General features: G+C 59.2%; 15 protein-coding genes. 8 read left to right on the forward strand and 7 right to left on the reverse strand.

Annotated elements, in window-relative coordinates; translation table 11 throughout:
- Window positions 1–214 precede the first annotated feature (214 nt).
- Window positions 215–850 carry a TetR/AcrR family transcriptional regulator gene (locus EDF75_RS05055; RefSeq protein WP_133597499.1) on the reverse strand — a complete coding sequence of 212 codons (636 nt, stop codon included), beginning with the start codon at window positions 848–850 and terminating at the stop codon, window positions 215–217.
- 250 nt (window positions 851–1,100) lie between these two features.
- Here EDF75_RS05055 and bhsA point away from each other — a divergent pair, with 250 nt between their 5' ends.
- Complete coding sequence (gene bhsA / locus EDF75_RS05060; protein ID WP_041144985.1) at window positions 1,101–1,358, forward strand: multiple stress resistance protein BhsA; 258 nt, start codon at window positions 1,101–1,103, stop codon at window positions 1,356–1,358.
- Window positions 1,359–1,926: 568 nt separating this feature from the next.
- Here bhsA and ldtC read toward each other — a convergent pair.
- Together ldtC and mfd are read right to left on the reverse strand one after the other, a co-directional pair.
- A complete protein-coding gene (ldtC, locus tag EDF75_RS05065; RefSeq protein WP_133597501.1) occupies window positions 1,927–2,889 on the reverse strand; it encodes a L,D-transpeptidase LdtC in 963 nt (320 codons plus the stop codon).
- A gap of 163 nt (window positions 2,890–3,052) precedes the next feature.
- A complete protein-coding gene (gene mfd, locus EDF75_RS05070) occupies window positions 3,053–6,499 on the reverse strand; it encodes a transcription-repair coupling factor (RefSeq protein WP_133597503.1) in 3,447 nt (1,148 codons plus the stop codon).
- Between the two features lie 352 nt (window positions 6,500–6,851).
- Between mfd and lolC the strand changes: the two genes are divergently transcribed.
- The 7 genes from lolC to EDF75_RS05105 all read left to right on the forward strand — a co-directional run bounded on the left by lolC (window position 6,852) and on the right by EDF75_RS05105 (window position 14,019).
- A complete protein-coding gene (gene lolC, locus EDF75_RS05075) occupies window positions 6,852–8,051 on the forward strand; it encodes a lipoprotein-releasing ABC transporter permease subunit LolC (protein WP_123708391.1) in 1,200 nt (399 codons plus the stop codon).
- On the forward strand, window positions 8,044–8,745 hold the full coding sequence (lolD, locus tag EDF75_RS05080; protein WP_041144989.1) for a lipoprotein-releasing ABC transporter ATP-binding protein LolD: 702 nt from the start codon (window positions 8,044–8,046) through the stop codon (window positions 8,743–8,745). The genes lolC and lolD overlap by 8 nt, the downstream gene beginning before the upstream one ends.
- On the forward strand, window positions 8,745–9,989 hold the full coding sequence (gene lolE / locus EDF75_RS05085; RefSeq protein WP_076945223.1) for a lipoprotein-releasing ABC transporter permease subunit LolE: 1,245 nt from the start codon (window positions 8,745–8,747) through the stop codon (window positions 9,987–9,989). The genes lolD and lolE overlap by 1 nt, the downstream gene beginning before the upstream one ends.
- A 73-nt stretch (window positions 9,990–10,062) precedes the next feature.
- A complete protein-coding gene (gene nagK / locus EDF75_RS05090) occupies window positions 10,063–10,974 on the forward strand; it encodes an N-acetylglucosamine kinase (protein WP_133597505.1) in 912 nt (303 codons plus the stop codon).
- A 14-nt stretch (window positions 10,975–10,988) separates the two neighbouring features.
- On the forward strand, window positions 10,989–11,813 hold the full coding sequence (cobB, locus tag EDF75_RS05095; RefSeq protein ID WP_133597507.1) for a Sir2 family NAD+-dependent deacetylase: 825 nt from the start codon (window positions 10,989–10,991) through the stop codon (window positions 11,811–11,813).
- A gap of 174 nt (window positions 11,814–11,987) precedes the next feature.
- Window positions 11,988–12,281 (forward strand): hypothetical protein, encoded by a 294-nt coding sequence (locus tag EDF75_RS05100; protein WP_045854863.1) that lies wholly within the window; start codon window positions 11,988–11,990, stop codon window positions 12,279–12,281.
- Window positions 12,282–12,387: 106 nt separating this feature from the next.
- Window positions 12,388–14,019: a long-chain fatty acid--CoA ligase gene (locus EDF75_RS05105; RefSeq protein WP_133597509.1), complete on the forward strand. Its 1,632-nt coding sequence runs from the start codon at window positions 12,388–12,390 to the stop codon at window positions 14,017–14,019.
- Here the strand turns inward: EDF75_RS05105 and potD are convergent.
- From potD to potA, 4 genes are all read right to left on the reverse strand, one after another.
- Entirely contained in the window at window positions 14,016–15,062 is a 1,047-nt protein-coding gene (potD, locus tag EDF75_RS05110; RefSeq protein WP_133597512.1) for a spermidine/putrescine ABC transporter substrate-binding protein PotD, read from the reverse strand. The two genes, EDF75_RS05105 and potD, sit on opposite strands and share 4 nt — an antisense overlap.
- An 80-nt stretch (window positions 15,063–15,142) precedes the next feature.
- A complete protein-coding gene (gene potC, locus EDF75_RS05115) occupies window positions 15,143–15,934 on the reverse strand; it encodes a spermidine/putrescine ABC transporter permease PotC (protein WP_133597514.1) in 792 nt (263 codons plus the stop codon).
- The gene (gene potB / locus EDF75_RS05120; protein WP_133597516.1) at window positions 15,931–16,788 is read right to left on the reverse strand and encodes a spermidine/putrescine ABC transporter permease PotB; all 858 of its coding nucleotides are present in this window, start codon (window positions 16,786–16,788) and stop codon (window positions 15,931–15,933) included. Before potB ends, potC begins: the two co-directional genes overlap by 4 nt.
- A complete protein-coding gene (gene potA, locus EDF75_RS05125) occupies window positions 16,772–17,890 on the reverse strand; it encodes a spermidine/putrescine ABC transporter ATP-binding protein PotA (RefSeq protein ID WP_133597518.1) in 1,119 nt (372 codons plus the stop codon). Before potA ends, potB begins: the two co-directional genes overlap by 17 nt.
- Window positions 17,891–17,981 lie beyond the last annotated feature (91 nt).

Raw genomic sequence — 17,981 nt, forward strand, 5'->3', positions numbered from 1 at the left:
TTTCGGCGCGGGCGCACCGACTGTTACAAGGTGAAACACATTGAAAAACTCAAATGCGAATTCTGCACGCAGTGATTATTGTTATCAATATCATTTACAACAAATTAACGCTTAAGGATGTGAAAACATTAATAAAAATGGGGTTAAGACAGCGGAATGTCGCGGAGGAGAGGCAGGCCCGGTGACGTAGGTCACCGGGCTGCGGAGGAGCGGGTTAGTGCTGGAGGATTTGCGGCCACAGGCGCAGGGTAGTGTCGGCAATTTGCATCAATTTAGTGAAATCGGCGCCTTCGCGAGCGCTGATCGACATCCCCTGCAGGACGCAGTTTAAGAACTGCGCGAGCTGGCGAACGTCACCGTTTTCCGGGAGCTCGCCGCGCAGCTGGCGCTGCTGCAGGAACTGGGTCAGCGTCTGCTCCTGCATAGCGTGCCGCGACTTAATGGTGTTGGCGATATCGGTAGAGGAGGCCGCCAGCGCTGCGGAGGTGTTGATCATAAAGCAGCCCGCCGGGGTATCTTTACTGGTAAAGCAGGTGGCGATAGCGGTGAAATAGTCCCGCAGGGCCTGGTCGACCGACTTCTCTTCGTCAAACAGCTGCGCTTCGTGTCTGGCGGCAAAGCGCGAGATATAGCGATCGAGCACCGCGCGAAACAGCCCCTCTTTATTGACGAATTCGGCGTAGAGCGTAGGGGCCTTCGCCCCGGTGGCTTCCACCAGATCGGCAAGGGAGGTTGCCTCATACCCATGCTGCCAGAACAGTGCCATGGCCTTATCCAGCGCCGCTTCCTTGTCGAACACTTTAGGTCGGCCACGGCTTTTTTTTGTGCAACTTTGAACGTCAGTTGTCATGATGCCGCCTGTACCTATGTTGGTTTGTTGAAGGGCCATTATAAAAATAAACGGCATAACCTGCCAGCAGAGTCAGTCCAAAAATAAATAATTCATATATATATGAATTTTAAGTTTTTTATAAATAATTAAACGATCGTTATAAAAATGCGTTGACGTGTGATGCAGGTCACATTATTATTTACCTATCGATCGTTAAGTTAATTCTTACGACCCTAATAAAAAAATCATCTGCATAGGTATAATAATCATGAAAACCATCAAAACTCTGACCCTCGCTGCTGTACTAAGCTCACTCTCTTTCGCAAGCTTTGCTGCCGTTGAAGTGCAATCCACTCCTGCTGGCCAGCAAAAAATCGGCACCGTTTCCGCTTCCGCCGGCACCAACCTGGGCTCTCTGGAAGACCAGTTGGCGCAGAAAGCTGAAGAAATGGGCGCAACTTCATTCCGCATTACGTCGGTAACCGGTCCTAACACCCTGCACGGGACTGCGGTTATCTACAAATAAGCTGTTCCCTCTGTCATGCCACTGACAAACGCGGTTCTGACCCCTTTATCAGGCCGCGGTAGTAAGCAGTAAGTTGTTCCCCTGTTATGCCAAGATTGCGAAGCGGTCCACACCCTTATGGACCGCGACTCGCTGTCTGAATCCCCGGTTTCTCCCCCAATAAAACGCCATACAGAACCCCTCAGTTAAGCGGTTTCCGCTCAGCGGACGCCGTGCATAACTGCGCTCCCACCGTTTCCTCGCGTGAGGTTGCAGGCAGTCCCGTCGCCCCCTTGAGGCTGATAGTATCGGTTGTTTCGACCGACGCTTTCGCGCTGATGAACGTATGCAGAGGAAAAGGCAAACCGAAGGCCGCAAGAGGTAAATTGAGACAGGAGCGAGTCGGTCGAATTGAGCCGGGCGCAGCGCGCAGCGGTGATTTCGGTGCGGGACAGCGGGGATGGTTACGCGAGGTTAAAGGGAAAGAGGCTTCTCTTCCCCCAAATCCGCCCACCCGGTGCCGGGGAAGGACGTTCTGCCTGACGCAGGGCGAATGAATACCGCGTCACCGCCAGGCAGAATAGGGCGACTACAGCGCCTGACCGGCGTCCGGTTGATGGCGGGTCACGTCAATCGGCATGCCCGAACGCAGTTCGATAGCGCGCTCCATAACCGGCCGATCGGTCAGCTGAGCCTGCTTAAAGGCCAGCATTTCGGCGTTAAGCACGATGGGCAGCGTCTGCGGATCGTCATCAAGGTGCTTCGACAGCGGCTGATGAATCTCGACCAGCCGGCTGCCGTTTGGTTCAACGGAAGCCTTAATCGGCGTGTTGATAATATTCACCCGGGTTCCGGGGGTAATTTTATTGAACAGGGTCTTAATATCGTTATCGCGCAGGCGAATGCAGCCCGAGCTTACGCGCATACCGATGCCGAAATCGGCGTTGGTGCCGTGCAGCAGATAGACGCCGCCGTAGGCCGCCAGGCGGATCGCGTGGTGCCCCATCGGGTTATCCGGCCCGGCGGGAACCACGGCAGGCAGCTCGATGCCCATCGCCTTGTAGCGGGCGCGGATATTGGCCGTCGGCGTCCAGGTTGGGTTGGCGCGCTTATCCGACACGGTCGTGACCATCGTTGGCGTGAGGGTATCGCCCCCGAGCTGGCCGATACCGATAGGGTAGACGGTCACCTCATTCTTGCCCGGCGGATAGTAGTACAGACGAAGTTCGGCGAGATTAATCACCAGCCCTTCGCGCGGCGCGTCCGGAAGCAGCGTCTGCAGCGGAATGGTCAACACGCTGCCGGCGCGGGGAACGTAGGGATCGACGCCGGGATTGGCCTGCAGGAGTGCCAGAAAACCAACGTTATACTTTTTGGCAATGGCTTCCAGCGAGCCGCCGTTATCCTGCACTACGTGGAACTGATTTTGCCCCACCAGACGGCTTCCCGGCGGCGGTAAAGGCCAGGTGTTAGCATGGGCCGGAAGCGCCAGCGCGGCGACAACGGCAACCAGCGCCAGCCACAGAGAGAAACGCGAAGAGTGTATGACCATAATAAATAAGTGGTTATTTTTCTACGAAAACAGAAACAAATTATGGCGCGGGAGAGTGTGGGGAAACCCTGGTGGATTGCAAAACATTTGTAAAGTTTGCTGAATGTGTCGGATGAAAAAATGGATACGATGAATGTCACCGTATCCATTTTCTCCGTCACGGTCAGGCGACGGCGTTCTCTTCCAGCTGGCGCATAAACTGGCGAACCCACTCCATGCGCGTTTTCCGCTCGGCGAGATCCTGCATAAACTTCAGCCGCGTCGGCCCGTCGAGGCGGAAGTGCTGCGGCTGTTTCTGCAGCAGGCCAATCAGCCACACCGGGTTGACGTGGTTCTTTTCGCTAAACTCGATCATGCCGCCTTTTTCGTTCCCCTCCAGCTTGCGAATGCCAAGCTTCTGCGCCTGCTGGCGCAGACGGGCGATATCCAGCAGATTTCTGGCCGCGTCCGGCAGCAGGCCGAAGCGGTCGATAAGCTCAACCTTGATCTCCTCCAGCTCGTGCTCGCTTTTGGCGCTGGCGATGCGCTTGTAGAACGAGAGTCGGGTGTTCACATCCGGGATAAAGTCGTCCGGCAGCAGGGAAGGCATCCGCAGTTCGACCTCCGTTTGCTGGCTGGTCAGGTCCTCCAGCGACGGCTCGCGCCCGGCCTTCAGGGCATCAACGGCGTTCTCCAGCAGCTCCATATACAGCGAGAAGCCGATGGTGGTCATCTGCCCGCTCTGGTCTTCGCCCAGCAGCTCGCCGGCACCGCGAATTTCCAGATCGTGGGTGGCCAGGGCGAACCCGGCGCCGAGATCCTCCAGCGAGGCGATCGCTTCCAGACGCTTTTGCGCATCGGTGGACATCGCCTTCGGATGCGGGGTCAGCAGCCAGGCATAGGCCTGATGGTGTGAACGCCCGACGCGCCCGCGCAGCTGGTGCAGCTGAGCAAGGCCGAAATGATCGGCGCGCTCGATGATGATCGTATTGGCGGTCGGAATATCGATCCCGGTTTCAATAATGGTGGTGCAGACCAGCACGTTAAAGCGCTGGTGGTGGAAATCGTTCATCACCCGCTCAAGCTCGCGTTCGCGCATCTGCCCGTGACCGATGGCGATGCGCGCCTCGGGCACCAGCGCGGCCAGACGGTCGGCGGCTTTCTGGATGTTTTCCACGTCATTGTAGAGATAGTAGACCTGGCCGCCGCGCAGTATTTCACGCAGCATGGCCTCGCGTACCACCAGCGCATCGTACTCGCGCACGAAGGTTTTCACCGCCAGGCGGCGCGCCGGCGGGGTGGCGATAATCGACAGATCGCGCATGCCGCTCATGGCCATATTCAGGGTACGCGGGATCGGCGTCGCGGTGAGCGTCAGAATATCGACATCGGCGCGCATGGCCTTGATGCGCTCCTTATGCCGCACGCCGAAGCGGTGCTCCTCATCGACGATCAGCAGCCCAAGATCGCGCAGCTTCACTTCGCTCTGCAGCAGCTTGTGGGTGCCGATCAGAATATCGATTTTGCCCTCGGCCGCCTGTTCCAGAATCTGCGCCTGTTCTTTGGCGCTGCGGAAGCGAGACAACATTTCGATACGCACCGGCCAGTTGGCGAAGCGGTCGCGGAAGTTGTCGAAGTGCTGCTGGGCGAGCAGGGTCGTCGGCACCAGCACCGCCACCTGCTTATGGTTTTCTACCGCCAGGAAGGCGGCGCGCATGGCAACTTCGGTTTTACCAAAGCCCACGTCGCCGCAGACCAGACGGTCCATCGCCAGCGGCTGGCACATATCGCTCAGCACCGCGTTGATGGCCTGGGCCTGATCGGGGGTGGTTTCAAACGGGAAGCCGTCGCAAAAGAGCTGATACTGTTCGCGATCGTGCTTAAAGGCAAAGCCGGATTTGACCGCGCGCTGGGCATAAATATCCAGCAGCTCCGCCGCCACGTCGCGCACCTTCTCCGCCGCTTTTTGCCGCGCTCGCGCCCAGGCGTCGCCGCCGAGCTTGTGCAGCGGGGCGCTCTCCTCCGCGCCGCCGGCATAGCGGCTAATCAGATGGAGCGAGGAGACCGGGACGTACAGTTTGGCGTCATTGGCGTAGGTGAGCATCAGGTATTCACCCTTGATGCCGCCGGCCTCGAGAGTGGTCATTCCCGCATAGCGGCCGACGCCGTGCTCAAGATGCACCACCGGCTGGCCGATATGCAGCTCTGCGAGGTTGCGAATCAGGGTATCGGGGTTGATGGTGCGCCGCGAGTCCTGGCGTCGGCGCGCCACGCGCTCGCCCAGCAGATCGCTTTCACAAATCAGCGCCAGGCCGCGCGGGCTATCGATAAAGCCGTGCTCGGCGGCGCCAATCATCAGATAGCGGCCGCTGCCGGTCGCCTCTTCGAGACGCAGGATATGCTTTGGCGCAACCTTAATGCGCGCCAGCATTTCGCCCAGCGCTTCGCGACGGCCCTCGCTCTCGACCGAGAAGATAACCGGCCCGCTGAAGGATTCGAGGAAGCGGCGCAGGTTATCCAGCGGCGCTTTGTTCTGCGCCTGAATCGCCAGCTCCGGCAGCTTCTGGTAGCCGAGGTTGGTATGAGCCGCTTTCTCCGCCAGGCGGTCGGTTTTTAACTGCACGCGTGGCCATTTTTTCAGCTCGCTGAACAGCTCATCGCTACGCAGCCAGAGCAGCTCCGGCGGCAGCAGCGGGCGCATTGGGTCAACGCCGCGGCTCTCAAAGCGGGCGTGAGTTTCGCTCTGGAAACGTTCGGCGCTGGCTTCCAGCTCGCCGGTATTGACGATCAGCGTGTTCGCCGGGAAGTAGCTAAACAGCGGCGGCAGCGGCTCGTTGAAAAACAGCGGCTGCCAGTATTCGATGCCGGTGGGCAGGGTGCCTTTGCTGACCTGCTGATAGATATGCTCGGCATCGCGCTTGACCTCGAAGCGATCGCGCCACTGGCTGCGGAACAGCTCGATGGCGGTCTGATCGGTCGGGAATTCGTGGGCCGGCAGCAGATTGATCGCCGCCACCTCTTCGAGCGTGCGCTGGCTGTCAACGTCAAACAGGCGCAGGCTGTCGATTTCATCATCGAAGAAATCGAGGCGATAGGGCTGTTCGCTGCCCATCGGGTAGAGGTCGAGTAGGGCGCCGCGGGTCGCGTATTCGCCGTGCTCCATAACCTGATCGACATGGCGATAGCCGGCGCTATCGAGCTGCTCGCGCAGAGTATCCCGCGACAGGCGCTGGCCTTTTTTCATCACCAGCGCGTGGCCGTGCAGGTAGTTATGCGGACAAACGCGCTGCATCAAGGTGCTGACCGGTACGATCAGCACGCCGCGCTGCATGGTCGGCAGCTGGTAAAGGGTCGCCAGACGGGAGGAGATAATATCCTGATGCGGCGAGAAGCTATCGTAGGGCAGGGTTTCCCAGTCCGCCAGGGCGATGACCATGCTGTCGGTAAACTGCCGAATTTCATCATTCAGGCGCAGGGCGTTTTGCATATCGGGGGCGACGAGGATCACCGGGCCGTCGTGACGCTCGGTCATTTCTGCGACCAGGGTCGCGCAGGCCGCGCCGGTGAGTTCGCCGAGCTGCCGCTGATCGCCGGGTTTGACCGGCAGTGAGTATCGATATTGTTGAGACATAGCGGTTGTCAGGATCCCTTAGAGCCTATCCCATTAGGCTTTTTTATTTGCCAGCAAAGTACGCCTACCGCAATAGGCTCTGAGTGATTCGCTCTACGATGTAGGGGCAAATCGCTGATATTCAATGCCTCTGATTATCCGCGATTGGCCTTAATTCGCCAACCCGAATGACAAAAGGATGTTCGTTTGCGGGGAAAGATTCTGATAGATAAGAACTGACATATCAAATATCCGATTGATTTATCTTTACTTTTTCTCCGTCTGGCGACAAAAACTTACCGTTTCAGTGATTTACGCGTTGTGCTATGACATATATACTCGTGCATCGGCTATCAGCAACCAGATGGAATACATGTACCAACCTGCCGCACTCTTTATCGGCCTTCGCTACATGCGCGGGCGCGCAGCTGACCGCTTCGGTCGTTTCGTCTCCTGGCTTTCAACCATTGGCATTACGCTCGGCGTGATGGCGCTGGTGACCGTCCTGTCGGTGATGAACGGCTTTGAACGCGAGCTGCAGAACAACATCCTGGGGCTGATGCCGCAGGCCATTCTTAGCGCCCAGCAGGGCTCAATCAATCCGCAAACGCTGCCGGAAAGCGCCGTGAAGCTGCAGGGCGTCAGCCGGGTCGCGCCGCTGACCACCGGCGACGTGGTGCTGCAAAGCGCGCGCAGCGTCGCGGTTGGGGTAATGCTCGGCATCGACCCGGCGCAAAAAGATCCGCTGACGCCGTACCTCGTTAACGTCAAGCAGAGCGATCTGCAGGCCGGGAAATATAACGTTATTCTCGGCGAGCAGCTGGCCGGCCAGCTCGGGGTTAATCGCGGCGACCAGATCCGCGTGATGGTGCCGTCCGCCAGCCAGTTTACGCCGATGGGCCGGGTGCCGAGCCAGCGCCTGTTTAACGTCATCGGCACCTTCGCCGCCAGTAGCGAAGTCGACGGCTACCAGATGCTGACCAATATTGACGACGCGTCGCGCCTGATGCGCTACCCGCTGGGGAATATTACCGGCTGGCGCCTGTGGCTCAACCAGCCGCTGCAGGTGGATACGCTCAGCCAGCAAACCCTGCCTGAAGGCACGAAGTGGCAGGACTGGCGCGAGCGCAAGGGCGAGCTGTTCCAGGCCGTGCGGATGGAAAAAAATATGATGGGCCTGCTGCTGAGCCTGATTGTGGCGGTGGCGGCCTTTAATATCATCACCTCGCTTGGGATGATGGTGATGGAAAAGCAGGGCGAGGTGGCGATTCTGCAAACCCTCGGCCTGACGCCGCGGCAGATTATGCTGGTCTTTATGGTGCAGGGCGCCAGCGCCGGTATCGTCGGCGCGCTGCTCGGCGCGCTGCTCGGCGTGCTGCTCGCCAGCCAGCTGAACAATTTGATGCCGATTATCGGCGCGTTTCTTGACGGCGCCGCGCTGCCGGTTGCCATCGAACCGCTGCAGGTGACGATCATTGCGCTGGTGGCGATGGTGCTGGCACTGTTGTCAACGTTGTACCCTTCCTGGCGCGCTGCCGCCACCCAACCCGCTGAGGCTTTACGTTATGAATAAGATCCTGCTGCAATGCGACAACCTGTGCAAACGCTATCAGGAAGGCAACGTGCAAACGGACGTGCTACACGATGTCAGCTTCAGCATTGAAGAGGGCGAGATGATGGCGATTGTCGGCACCTCCGGTTCCGGCAAAAGTACGCTCCTGCATCTGCTCGGCGGCCTCGATACGCCGACCTCGGGCGACGTTATTTTCTCCGGCCAGCCGATGAGCCAGCTCTCCGCCGCGGCCCGCGCCGACCTGCGCAACCGCGAGCTGGGCTTTATCTATCAGTTCCACCACCTGCTGCCGGATTTTACCGCCCTCGAAAACGTGGCGATGCCGCTGCTGATCGGCAAGCAGAAGGCGGCCGATATCGAACGCCAGGCCAAAGAGATGCTGCGCGCGGTCGGCCTTGAGCACCGCAGCAGCCACCGTCCGTCCGAGCTCTCCGGCGGCGAACGCCAGCGGGTGGCGATTGCCCGCGCGCTGGTCAACAAGCCGCGGCTGGTGCTGGCGGATGAGCCGACCGGTAACCTTGACGCCCGCAACGCCGACAGCATCTTCCAGCTGCTGGGCGAGCTCAATATCGCGCAGCGCACCGCGTTCCTGGTGGTGACCCACGATCTGCAGCTGGCCAAACGGATGAACCGTCAGCTGGAGATGCGTGATGGCCACCTGAACGCGGAACTGACCCTGATGGGGGCCGAGTAATGGCCTCTCCGTTATCCTTATTGATCGCCCTGCGCTTTAGCCGGGGCCGTCGACGCGGCGGCATGGTATCGCTTATTTCGGTGATTTCGACCGTCGGCATTGCGCTGGGCGTGGCGGTGCTGATCGTCGGCCTGAGCGCCATGAACGGCTTCGAGCGCGAGCTCAATAACCGCATTCTGGCGGTGGTTCCCCACGGGGAAATCGAGCCGGTTAAGCAGCCCTGGAGCAACTGGAACGAGGCGCTGGCGAAGGTTGAGAAGGTCAAGGGCATCGTTGCGGCTGCGCCCTATATCAACTTTACCGGGCTGGTGGAGAGCGGCAGCAACATGCGCGCCATTCAGGTCAAGGGCGTCGATCCTCAGCAGGAGAGCCGCCTGAGCTCGCTGCCGACCTTCGTGCAGAACAACGCCTGGGCCGGTTTTAAGCCCGGCGAGCAGCAGATTATTTTAGGCAAGGGCGTCGCCGATGCGCTGCACGTTAAGCAGGGCGACTGGGTATCGATAATGATCCCCAACTCCGACGCCGAGCACCAGCTGCTGCAGCCGAAACGCGTCAGGCTCCACGTCACCGGGATCCTGCAGCTGAGCGGCCAGCTCGATCACAGCTTCGCGATGATCCCGATGCCGGATGCTCAGCAGTATCTGGATATGGGCAGCAGCGTCACCGGGATCGCGATTAAAGTCACCGACGTCTTCCACGCCAACACCCTGGTGCGCGACGCCGGTGAAGTCACCAACAGCTACGTCTATATCAAGAGCTGGATCGGCACCTACGGCTATATGTATCGCGACATCCAGATGATCCGCGCCATTATGTATCTCGCGATGGTGCTGGTTATCGGCGTTGCCTGCTTTAACATCGTCTCCACCCTGGTGATGGCGGTGAAAGATAAAAGCAGCGATATTGCGGTGCTGCGCACGCTCGGCGCGAAAGACGGCCTGATCCGCGCGATTTTCGTATGGTATGGTTTACTTGCCGGTTCGGTCGGAAGCCTGATCGGGGTCGCCATTGGCGTGGTTTGCGCGCTGAAGCTGACGTCGATTATTAACGGCCTTGAATCCCTGATTGGGCATAAATTCCTCTCCGGCGACATCTATTTTATCGACTTCCTGCCGTCTGAACTGCACTGGCTGGACGTCATTTACGTGCTGGTGACGGCACTGTTGCTGAGTTTGCTGGCCAGCTGGTATCCCGCCCGCCGCGCCAGCCGCATTGACCCGGCGAGGGTGCTGAGTGGCCAGTAATTTATCGTCATGACCCGCTAATGTGCTTCATTTTACAAAGTGAAGCGCAGGGTTAGAAAGAGGAATTGCTGAAATGTATTACGGATTTGACATTGGCGGCAGCAAGATTGCGTTAGGCGTATTTAACAAGGAGCGGCGGCTGCAGTGGGAAAAGCGCGTCGCCACTCCGCAAGAGAGTTATGAAGATTTTCTCCAGGCGGTAGAAGCGCTGGTGCTTGAGGCGGACGCCCGCTTTGATTGCCAGGGTTCGGTAGGGATAGGTATCCCGGGAATGCCGGAAACCGCGGACGGCACGCTGTACGCCGCCAACGTGCCTGCCGCCAGCGGTAAACCGCTGCGCGCCGACCTCAGCGCCCGGCTGGGGCGTGAAGTGCGTCTCGATAACGACGCCAACTGCTTTGCGCTCTCGGAAGCCTGGGACGACGAGTTTACCCGCTATCCGCTGGTGATGGGGCTGATCCTCGGCACCGGCGTAGGCGGCGGCCTGATCCTTAATGGCAAATCGATTACCGGGCATAGCTATATCACCGGCGAATTTGGCCATATCCGCCTGCCGGTGGATGCGCTGGAGGTGGTGGGGCGTGACTTTCCGCTGACTCGCTGCGGCTGCGGCCAGCTGGGCTGCATCGAAAACTATCTTTCCGGTCGCGGCTTTGCCTGGCTGTACGAACACTTTTACCAACAATCCCTCACCTCACCAGAAATCGTCGCGCAGTGGCAGCAGGGCGATGAAAAAGCGCGCGCCCACGTCGAGCGCTATCTTGACCTGCTGGCGGTGTGTCTGGGTAATATTTTAACCATCGTTGACCCGGATCTGCTGGTAGTTGGCGGAGGATTGTCTAACTTTACTGCAATAAGCGAAGGGCTGGCGCAGCGCCTGCCGCGTCACTTACTTCCCGTTGCCCGGGTGCCTCGGATTGAGCGGGCGCGCCACGGCGATGCGGGAGGAATGCGCGGTGCGGCCTTCCTTCATTTGACTGATTAATCACAGAGGTAGCTATGTTGTCGCGCCGCTTACATCGATTGAGCCGTTTTCGCCGCAATAAACGACGCCTGCGCGAGCGACTGCGTCAGCGAATTTTCTTTAAAGAGGATAAGGTGGCTCCGGAAACGATGGAAAAACCCAGGGTAGTGGTGCTCACCGGCGCAGGCATTTCCGCCGAGTCGGGGATTAAAACCTTCCGCGCGGCCGACGGCCTGTGGGAAGAACATCGGGTGGAAGACGTGGCGACGCCGGAAGGCTTTGCCCGCGATCCCGCGCTGGTGCAGGCGTTTTACAACGCCCGCCGTCGTCAGCTGCAGGGGCAGGATATCGCCCCTAACGCCGCGCATCTGGCGCTGGCGCGGCTGGAAGAGGCGCTGGGGGATCGTTTTGTGCTGGTGACGCAGAATATCGATAACCTGCACGAGCGCGCCGGCAACCGCCGGGTTATCCACATGCACGGCGAGCTGCTGAAGGTGCGCTGTTCGTGGAGCGGACAGGTACTGGAGTGGACCGGGGACGTCACCGTGGACGACAAATGTCACTGCTGTCAGTTCCCGGCGCCGCTGCGTCCGCACGTGGTTTGGTTTGGCGAGATGCCGCTGGGAATGGACGACATTTACAGCGCGCTGGGCGATGCCGATATTTTCATCGCCATCGGCACTTCCGGGCACGTCTATCCGGCGGCGGGCTTCGTTCACGAGGCTCGCCTGCAGGGGGCGCATACGGTTGAGCTCAACCTGGAGCCGAGCCAGGTGGGCAGCGAGTTTGCCGAAAAACGCTATGGTCTCGCAAGCCAGGTGGTGCCGGAGTTTATCGACCAGCTGCTCAAAGATCTCTGATCTCGGGGCCGGAGGGCGTTAGCGGGTAGCGCCCTCCGGCGTATTGCCGGTCGGCGCTCCCGGCATTATCGTCTGAGGTTGTGGAATTGATGCGATGATGTGACAGAGAAAGCAGTATTGCGTGCTCTTTTATGACATCTTCTTACATTCTTGCAACAGAAAGGGAGTGTAAGCATGCGCACAGAGTATTTTGACTACCTGATCCTCGGGGATGAACATCACGGCGAGATCTACAGCGGCGTTAAAACCCACCGTCTTGAAGTTCGTTCGAAATACCCGCTGGCGAATCATGCCCATTCCCCTGCCGAAGAAGCCCCCGGCACTCAGCCGCGAACGGTGAATTACAACGTCCACGAATATCCAGCCCAGGATGGCCGCTTCTATATGGTGGCGACGAACTATCCGCTGAGCGATTTTGACGTGGAAGATGCGCTGATTAAATCGCGAGCGCATCCCGTGCGCGCCTGATCTCTGGCCGCGAAACCGAATCCAGAAAATTTGCATAACCCCTAAGGCGCCCGTATCGGCGCTTTTTTTTGCCCAAAAAGCGCGCCGACGCCGCGGAGAACCTGCCATGCACCCATCGATGATGTATCAGGATTTAACCACCGGAACGTTAATCAATCACGCGGCGCGCTACCATGCCGATAGCGAAATCGTCTCCGTGTCCACGCGCGGGGAGACGGAGTACAGCAGCTGGGGAGCGGTGGCGGATAACGCGCGCCGCCTGGCGTCCGCCGTCGATCGGCTGGGCATCCCCGCCGGCGCCCGCTGCGCTACCCTCGCGTGGAATAATCGCCGTCATCTGGAAGTCTATTTCGCCATCGGCTCGGGAGGCCGGGTTACCCATACCCTCAACCCGCGGCTGTCGATTGAGCACCTGACGTTTATCATCAACGACGCCGAGGACCAGGTGCTGTTTTTTGACGCCACCTTCCTGCCGCTGCTGCGCCAGCTGCGCCCCCATCTGCCCACCGTGCGCTACTTTGTCCTGATGGAAGCCCGCAGCGAAGAGGCGCTCAGCGAGCTCGATTCGCTGCTGTTTTACGATGAGCTGCTGGCCTCAGGGGATCCCGGCTACGACTGGCCGGGGCTGAGCGAAACCACCCCCGCGTCGCTGTGCTACACCTCGGGCACCACCGGGAAACCCAAAGGGGTGCTCAATACCCATCGTTCGCTGGTGCTGCACGCGCTGAGCGGCAATCAGCCCGATGCCGCCGGGATCTCCGCCTGCGACTCCCTGCTGCCGGTGGTGCCGATGTTTCACGTCAACGCCTGGGGTACGCCGTTTATCGCCGCAATGGTCGGGGCGCGTCTGGTGCTGCCGGGGCCGCATCTTGACGGCGAGAGCCTGCTGCGGCTGCTGAGCGCCGAGCGGGTCAGCGTGGCCTTTGGCGTGCCGGTGATTTGGGCCGGACTGCTGGCGGCGCTGCGTAAATCGGATATCCGCTTGCCCTGTTTTAAACGCTCGTTCGTCGGCGGTTCCGCGCTGCCTCCCTCGATGGCGGAGGCGTTTCGCCGCGACTACGGTATCGAGCTGATCCACGCCTGGGGGATGACCGAAACGTCGCCCATCGGCACCATCAATACGCCGCTGGGTAAGCATCAGGCGCTGACGGAGGCGCAGCGTCAGCGGGTGGCCGAGGGGCAGGGAAGGGCCATCTTTGGCATCGATCTGCGGGTGGTGGACGTCGACGGAGAGCCGCTGCCCGCTGATGGCGAAAGCCGCGGATATCTGCAGGTCCGCGGGCACTGGGTGGTGGCCAGCTACTTTGGCCGCAGCGAAACGGCGCTCACCGACGACGGCTGGTTTGATACCGGCGATATCGGCACCGTCGATGCGAACGGCTATCTGACGATTCAGGATCGGGCCAAAGATATCATCAAATCCGGCGGGGAGTGGATCTCAACGGTGGAGTTGGAAAATATTGCCCTTGCGCACCCGGCTATCCGCAGCGCGGCGGCAATTGCCGCGCAGCATCCGCGCTGGGACGAGCGTCCGGTACTGCTGTGCGTCAGGGCGGAAGGGGGAGAGGTCGAGGAGCAGGCGCTGCTGGCGTGGTACCAGCAGCGGGTGCCGAAATGGCAGGTACCGGACCGCATCGTTTTCATTGATGCCCTGCCGGTGAGCGCCACCGGCAAGGTCCTGAAGAATCAGCTGCGGGCCGAATTCGGCCAGATACTGATGCGCGAGCCGCGGGACTAACGACCGGCCTTAAGCTTTTGATAATACTCTTCGTACAGGGTGCTGGCGCTGCCGACGTCGTTCTGCCATTCGCCTTTCTGGATCGTTTCCGCATCCGGGTAGAGCGACTTATCGTTGGCAACGCTCGGGCTGAGCATCCGGCGCGCGGCGAGGTTCGGCGTCGGATAGCCGATGGTCTCGGCAACCTGTTTGGCGACGTCCGGGCGCAGCAGGAAGTTGATAAGCTTCAGCGCGCCGTCGACGTTTTTGGCGTTGGCCGGAATCGACAGGCTATCCATCCAGAAGATACCGCCTTCTTTCGGCCACACCACCTCCAGCGGCGTCCCGGCCTGGCGAGCGACGAACGCCGAGCCGTTCCATACCATACCGAGATTCACCTCCCCTTCCATATACGGGTTCGCCGGGTTATCGGAATTGAACGCCGCGACGTTTGGCATCAGCTTTTGCAGTTCGCTATACGCGGCGGCAATCTCTTTGGGATCGGTGGTGTTGCCGGAGTAGCCCAGCTTGCGCAGCGCAATCTGGAACACTTCCCGGGCGTCATCGGTCAGCAGCAGGCTGCTTTTGTACTCGGGCTTCCACAGGTCGGCCCAGCTGGTCACGGTTTTAGGGTCGATGGCGTCGCTGTTGACGCCGATCGCCGTTGCGCCCCAGATATAGGGAATGGAGTAGTCGTTATTCGGGTCGAACGGCTTATTCAGCATCTGCGGATCGAGGTTGCTGAAATTGGTCAGCTTGCTCTTATCGATCTTCTGCAGCATGCCCTCTTTGCGCATCTTATCGACGAAATAGGTCGACGGCACCACCAGGTCGTAGGCGCCATCTTTATAGGTTTTGAGCTTGGCGTACATGGTTTCATTCGACTCGTAGGTCGAATAGATAACCTTGATCCCGGTCTCTTTGGTGAACTGTTCCAGCAGCCCCGGCGGCACGTATTCGGTCCAGTTATAGAAATAGAGCGTTTTGCTATCGTCCGCGTGCGCGGCGCTCATCCCGACTGCCAGAGCACCCGCCGCGAGCAGGTGGCGTGACCATTTTTTCATTTAACGTCCCCTGGTTTAAGCCTGTTCAGCAGGCTATGGTAGTTGCCGGTCCGGGAAAAGGCCCGAACCGGCTGCAGTAATCAGGCCCGTTTGGGCGAGCCTTTGGTGCCGTCGCGGGCAATGAGCTGGCTGGCGACAACCATCACCAGCGACAGAACCAGCAGGATGGTTGCCAGCGCGTTCACCTCCGGCGATACGCCCACTTTGACCATCGAGTAGATCTTCAGCGGCAGTATTTCGTAGCCCGGTCCGGTGACGAACGATGACACCACGACGTCATCCATCGAAAGCGTAAAGCTCAGCAGCCATCCCGCTGCCACCGCCGGCAGCGCCAGCGGCAGGATAATCTTACGCAAAATGGTCAGCTCGCTGGCGCCGAGATCCTTCGCGGCTTCCAGCATCCGCACGTCGAAACCCTTGAGCCGCGAAAACACCGTCACCACCACGAAGGGCAGGCAGAAGGTGATATGCGAGAACAGCAGCGACCAGAAGCCCAGCTGGATGCCAATCAGCATAAACAGCACCAGCAGGGAGATCGCCATCACGATATCCGGCGACATCATCACCACAAACAGCATTCCGCTGACGAACGGCTTACCGCGAAAGCGGTAGCGGTAGAGCGCGACGGCGGTCAGCGAACCGATCAGGGTGGCAAAGGTCGCCGACAGCACCGCCATGGTGAGCGAGTGCTGTGCGGCCTGCAGCAGGCTGTCGTTGTTCATCAGCAGGCTATACCAATTGGTGGTAAACCCCTGCCAGCTGATGCCGAAGCGCGAACTGTTAAACGAGTTAACGATCAGAATAATAATGGGAATGTAGAGGTACGCGTAAATGGCGGTCATAAAACCGCCGCGCAGCAGTCGACCGATCATTCCAGCTCCACCTTGTTGTTAAGCAGCCTTGCCGCGCGCCAGTAAATCAGCAGCATCAGGCCCATCACGAGGGTTAACGTAATGCTGGTGGCCGCGCCAAACGGCCAGTCGCGAATATTGAGGAACTGGCTCTTAATGACGTTGCCGATCAGCAGGTTTTTCGCGCCGCCCATCAGGTCGGAGACGTAGAACAGCCCCATCGCCGGCAGCATCACCAGCAGACAGCCGGCGATAATCCCCGGCATGGTCAGCGGGATGATAATGCGGATAAAGGTTTGCAGCCTGCTGGCGCCGAGGTCCTTCGCCGCTTCCAGCAGCGGGCGATCCAGCTTCTCAATGCTGGAGTAGAGCGGCATCACCATAAACGGCAGCAGAATGTAGACCAGGCCGATGATCACCGCCGACGGGGTGTACATGATGCGCAGAGGCGTTTCAATAACCCCCAGCCACAGCAGAAACTCGTTGAGGTAGCCCTTGGTGCTGAGAAAGATTTTCAGCCCGTAGATACGGATCAGCGAGTTGGTCCAGAACGGGACGATCAGCAGAAACAGCAGCAGCGGACGGACCTTTTCCGGCAGCCTGGCGAGAAACCAGGCAAAGGGGTAGCCGAGCAGCAGGCAGGCGAGCGTCGCCATCAGCGCCATATTCAGCGAGTGCAGCAGCACGGCGTAATAGAGCGGATCCAGCAGGCGCGCATAGTTATCCAGCGTAAAGACCAATTTGACGAAGTTAGCGTCGTCGCGGGTCAAAAAGCTGGTGCCGATAATCATCAGGTTGGGCAGGAAAACAAACAGCACCAGCCAGCCGACGATGGTGGCAATCACCACGCTTTGGAATTTACTGGTGTTCTTCATTAGCCAGTACAACCTCCCAGCTCTCGACCCAGTTGATGGCCATTTTCTGGTCAAGCGGGTGGTCAAAGTCGGGATCGTCCTCGTTAAAGAATTCGCTGACCAGCACCATTTTGCCGTTTTCCAGTTCGACCACCGATTCGAGGGTCATGCCTTTGTAATTGCGCTCGCGGATGTAGCCTATCAGGCCATCGGCTTCGCTGGCGTCGTGAACCTCATCGACGCGCAGATCCTCAGGGCGCAGCATGACGTTCAGCGACTGCCCCTGCTCAACGGCAAAGTTAACGTAGATATTGCATTCGCGGCCCTCAACGCAGGCGCGGACGCGCTGCTCGTCGAGGCGCTCAATCACCGTTGCGCTAAAGATATTGATCTCGCCGATAAAGCTGGCCACGAACAGGTTCTTCGGCTCTTCGTAAATTTCGCGCGGGGTGCCGTCCTGCTCAATTTTGCCATCGCGCATCACAACGATGCGATCGGACATCGTCAGCGCCTCTTCCTGATCGTGGGTGACGAAGACGAAGGTGATGCCGAGCTTGCGCTGGAGGGCTTTGAGCTCGTTTTGCATCTGCTTGCGCAGCTTGTAGTCCAGCGCCGAGAGGGATTCATCGAGCAGCAGCAGGCGCGGCTTGTTGACCACCGCTCTGGCAATAGCTACGCGCTGCTGCTGGCCGCCGGAGAGCTGGTGCGGCTTGCGCTGGGCAAACTCCTCCAGCTGCACCATGCGCAGGGCGTCGACGACGCGGGGCGCTATCTGCGCCGCCGGCGTTTTTTGCATCCGCAGGCCGAAGGCGACGTTTTCGAACACCGTCATATGCGGGAACAGGGCGTAGCTTTGAAAGACGGTATTGACGTGACGGTTTTCCGCCGGAACGTGGGTGATATCGTGGTCTTCGAGATGAATGTGTCCGCTATCGACATTTTCCAGCCCGGCAATAAGGCGGAGAACGGTTGTTTTACCGCAGCCAGAAGGGCCAAGCAGAGTGAGAAACTCACCGTTATTGATGGTCAGATTCAGATCGGCGATAACCGTTTTGCCATCAAAGCTTTTACCAATTCCCGCCAGCTGAACCAGCGGAGAACGTGAACGCGGTTGTATATTCAATTTTTGACTCTGTCCCGTGTAGACGCAGCGGAAGGCTTACCGATGCGGGGTTTGTGGTTAACCACCTTTGGGGCTGCACATAATTAATAAG

This window comes from Klebsiella sp. BIGb0149 (assembly GCF_004362605.1).
In the GTDB taxonomy this organism is placed as follows: domain Bacteria; phylum Pseudomonadota; class Gammaproteobacteria; order Enterobacterales; family Enterobacteriaceae; genus Klebsiella; species Klebsiella terrigena.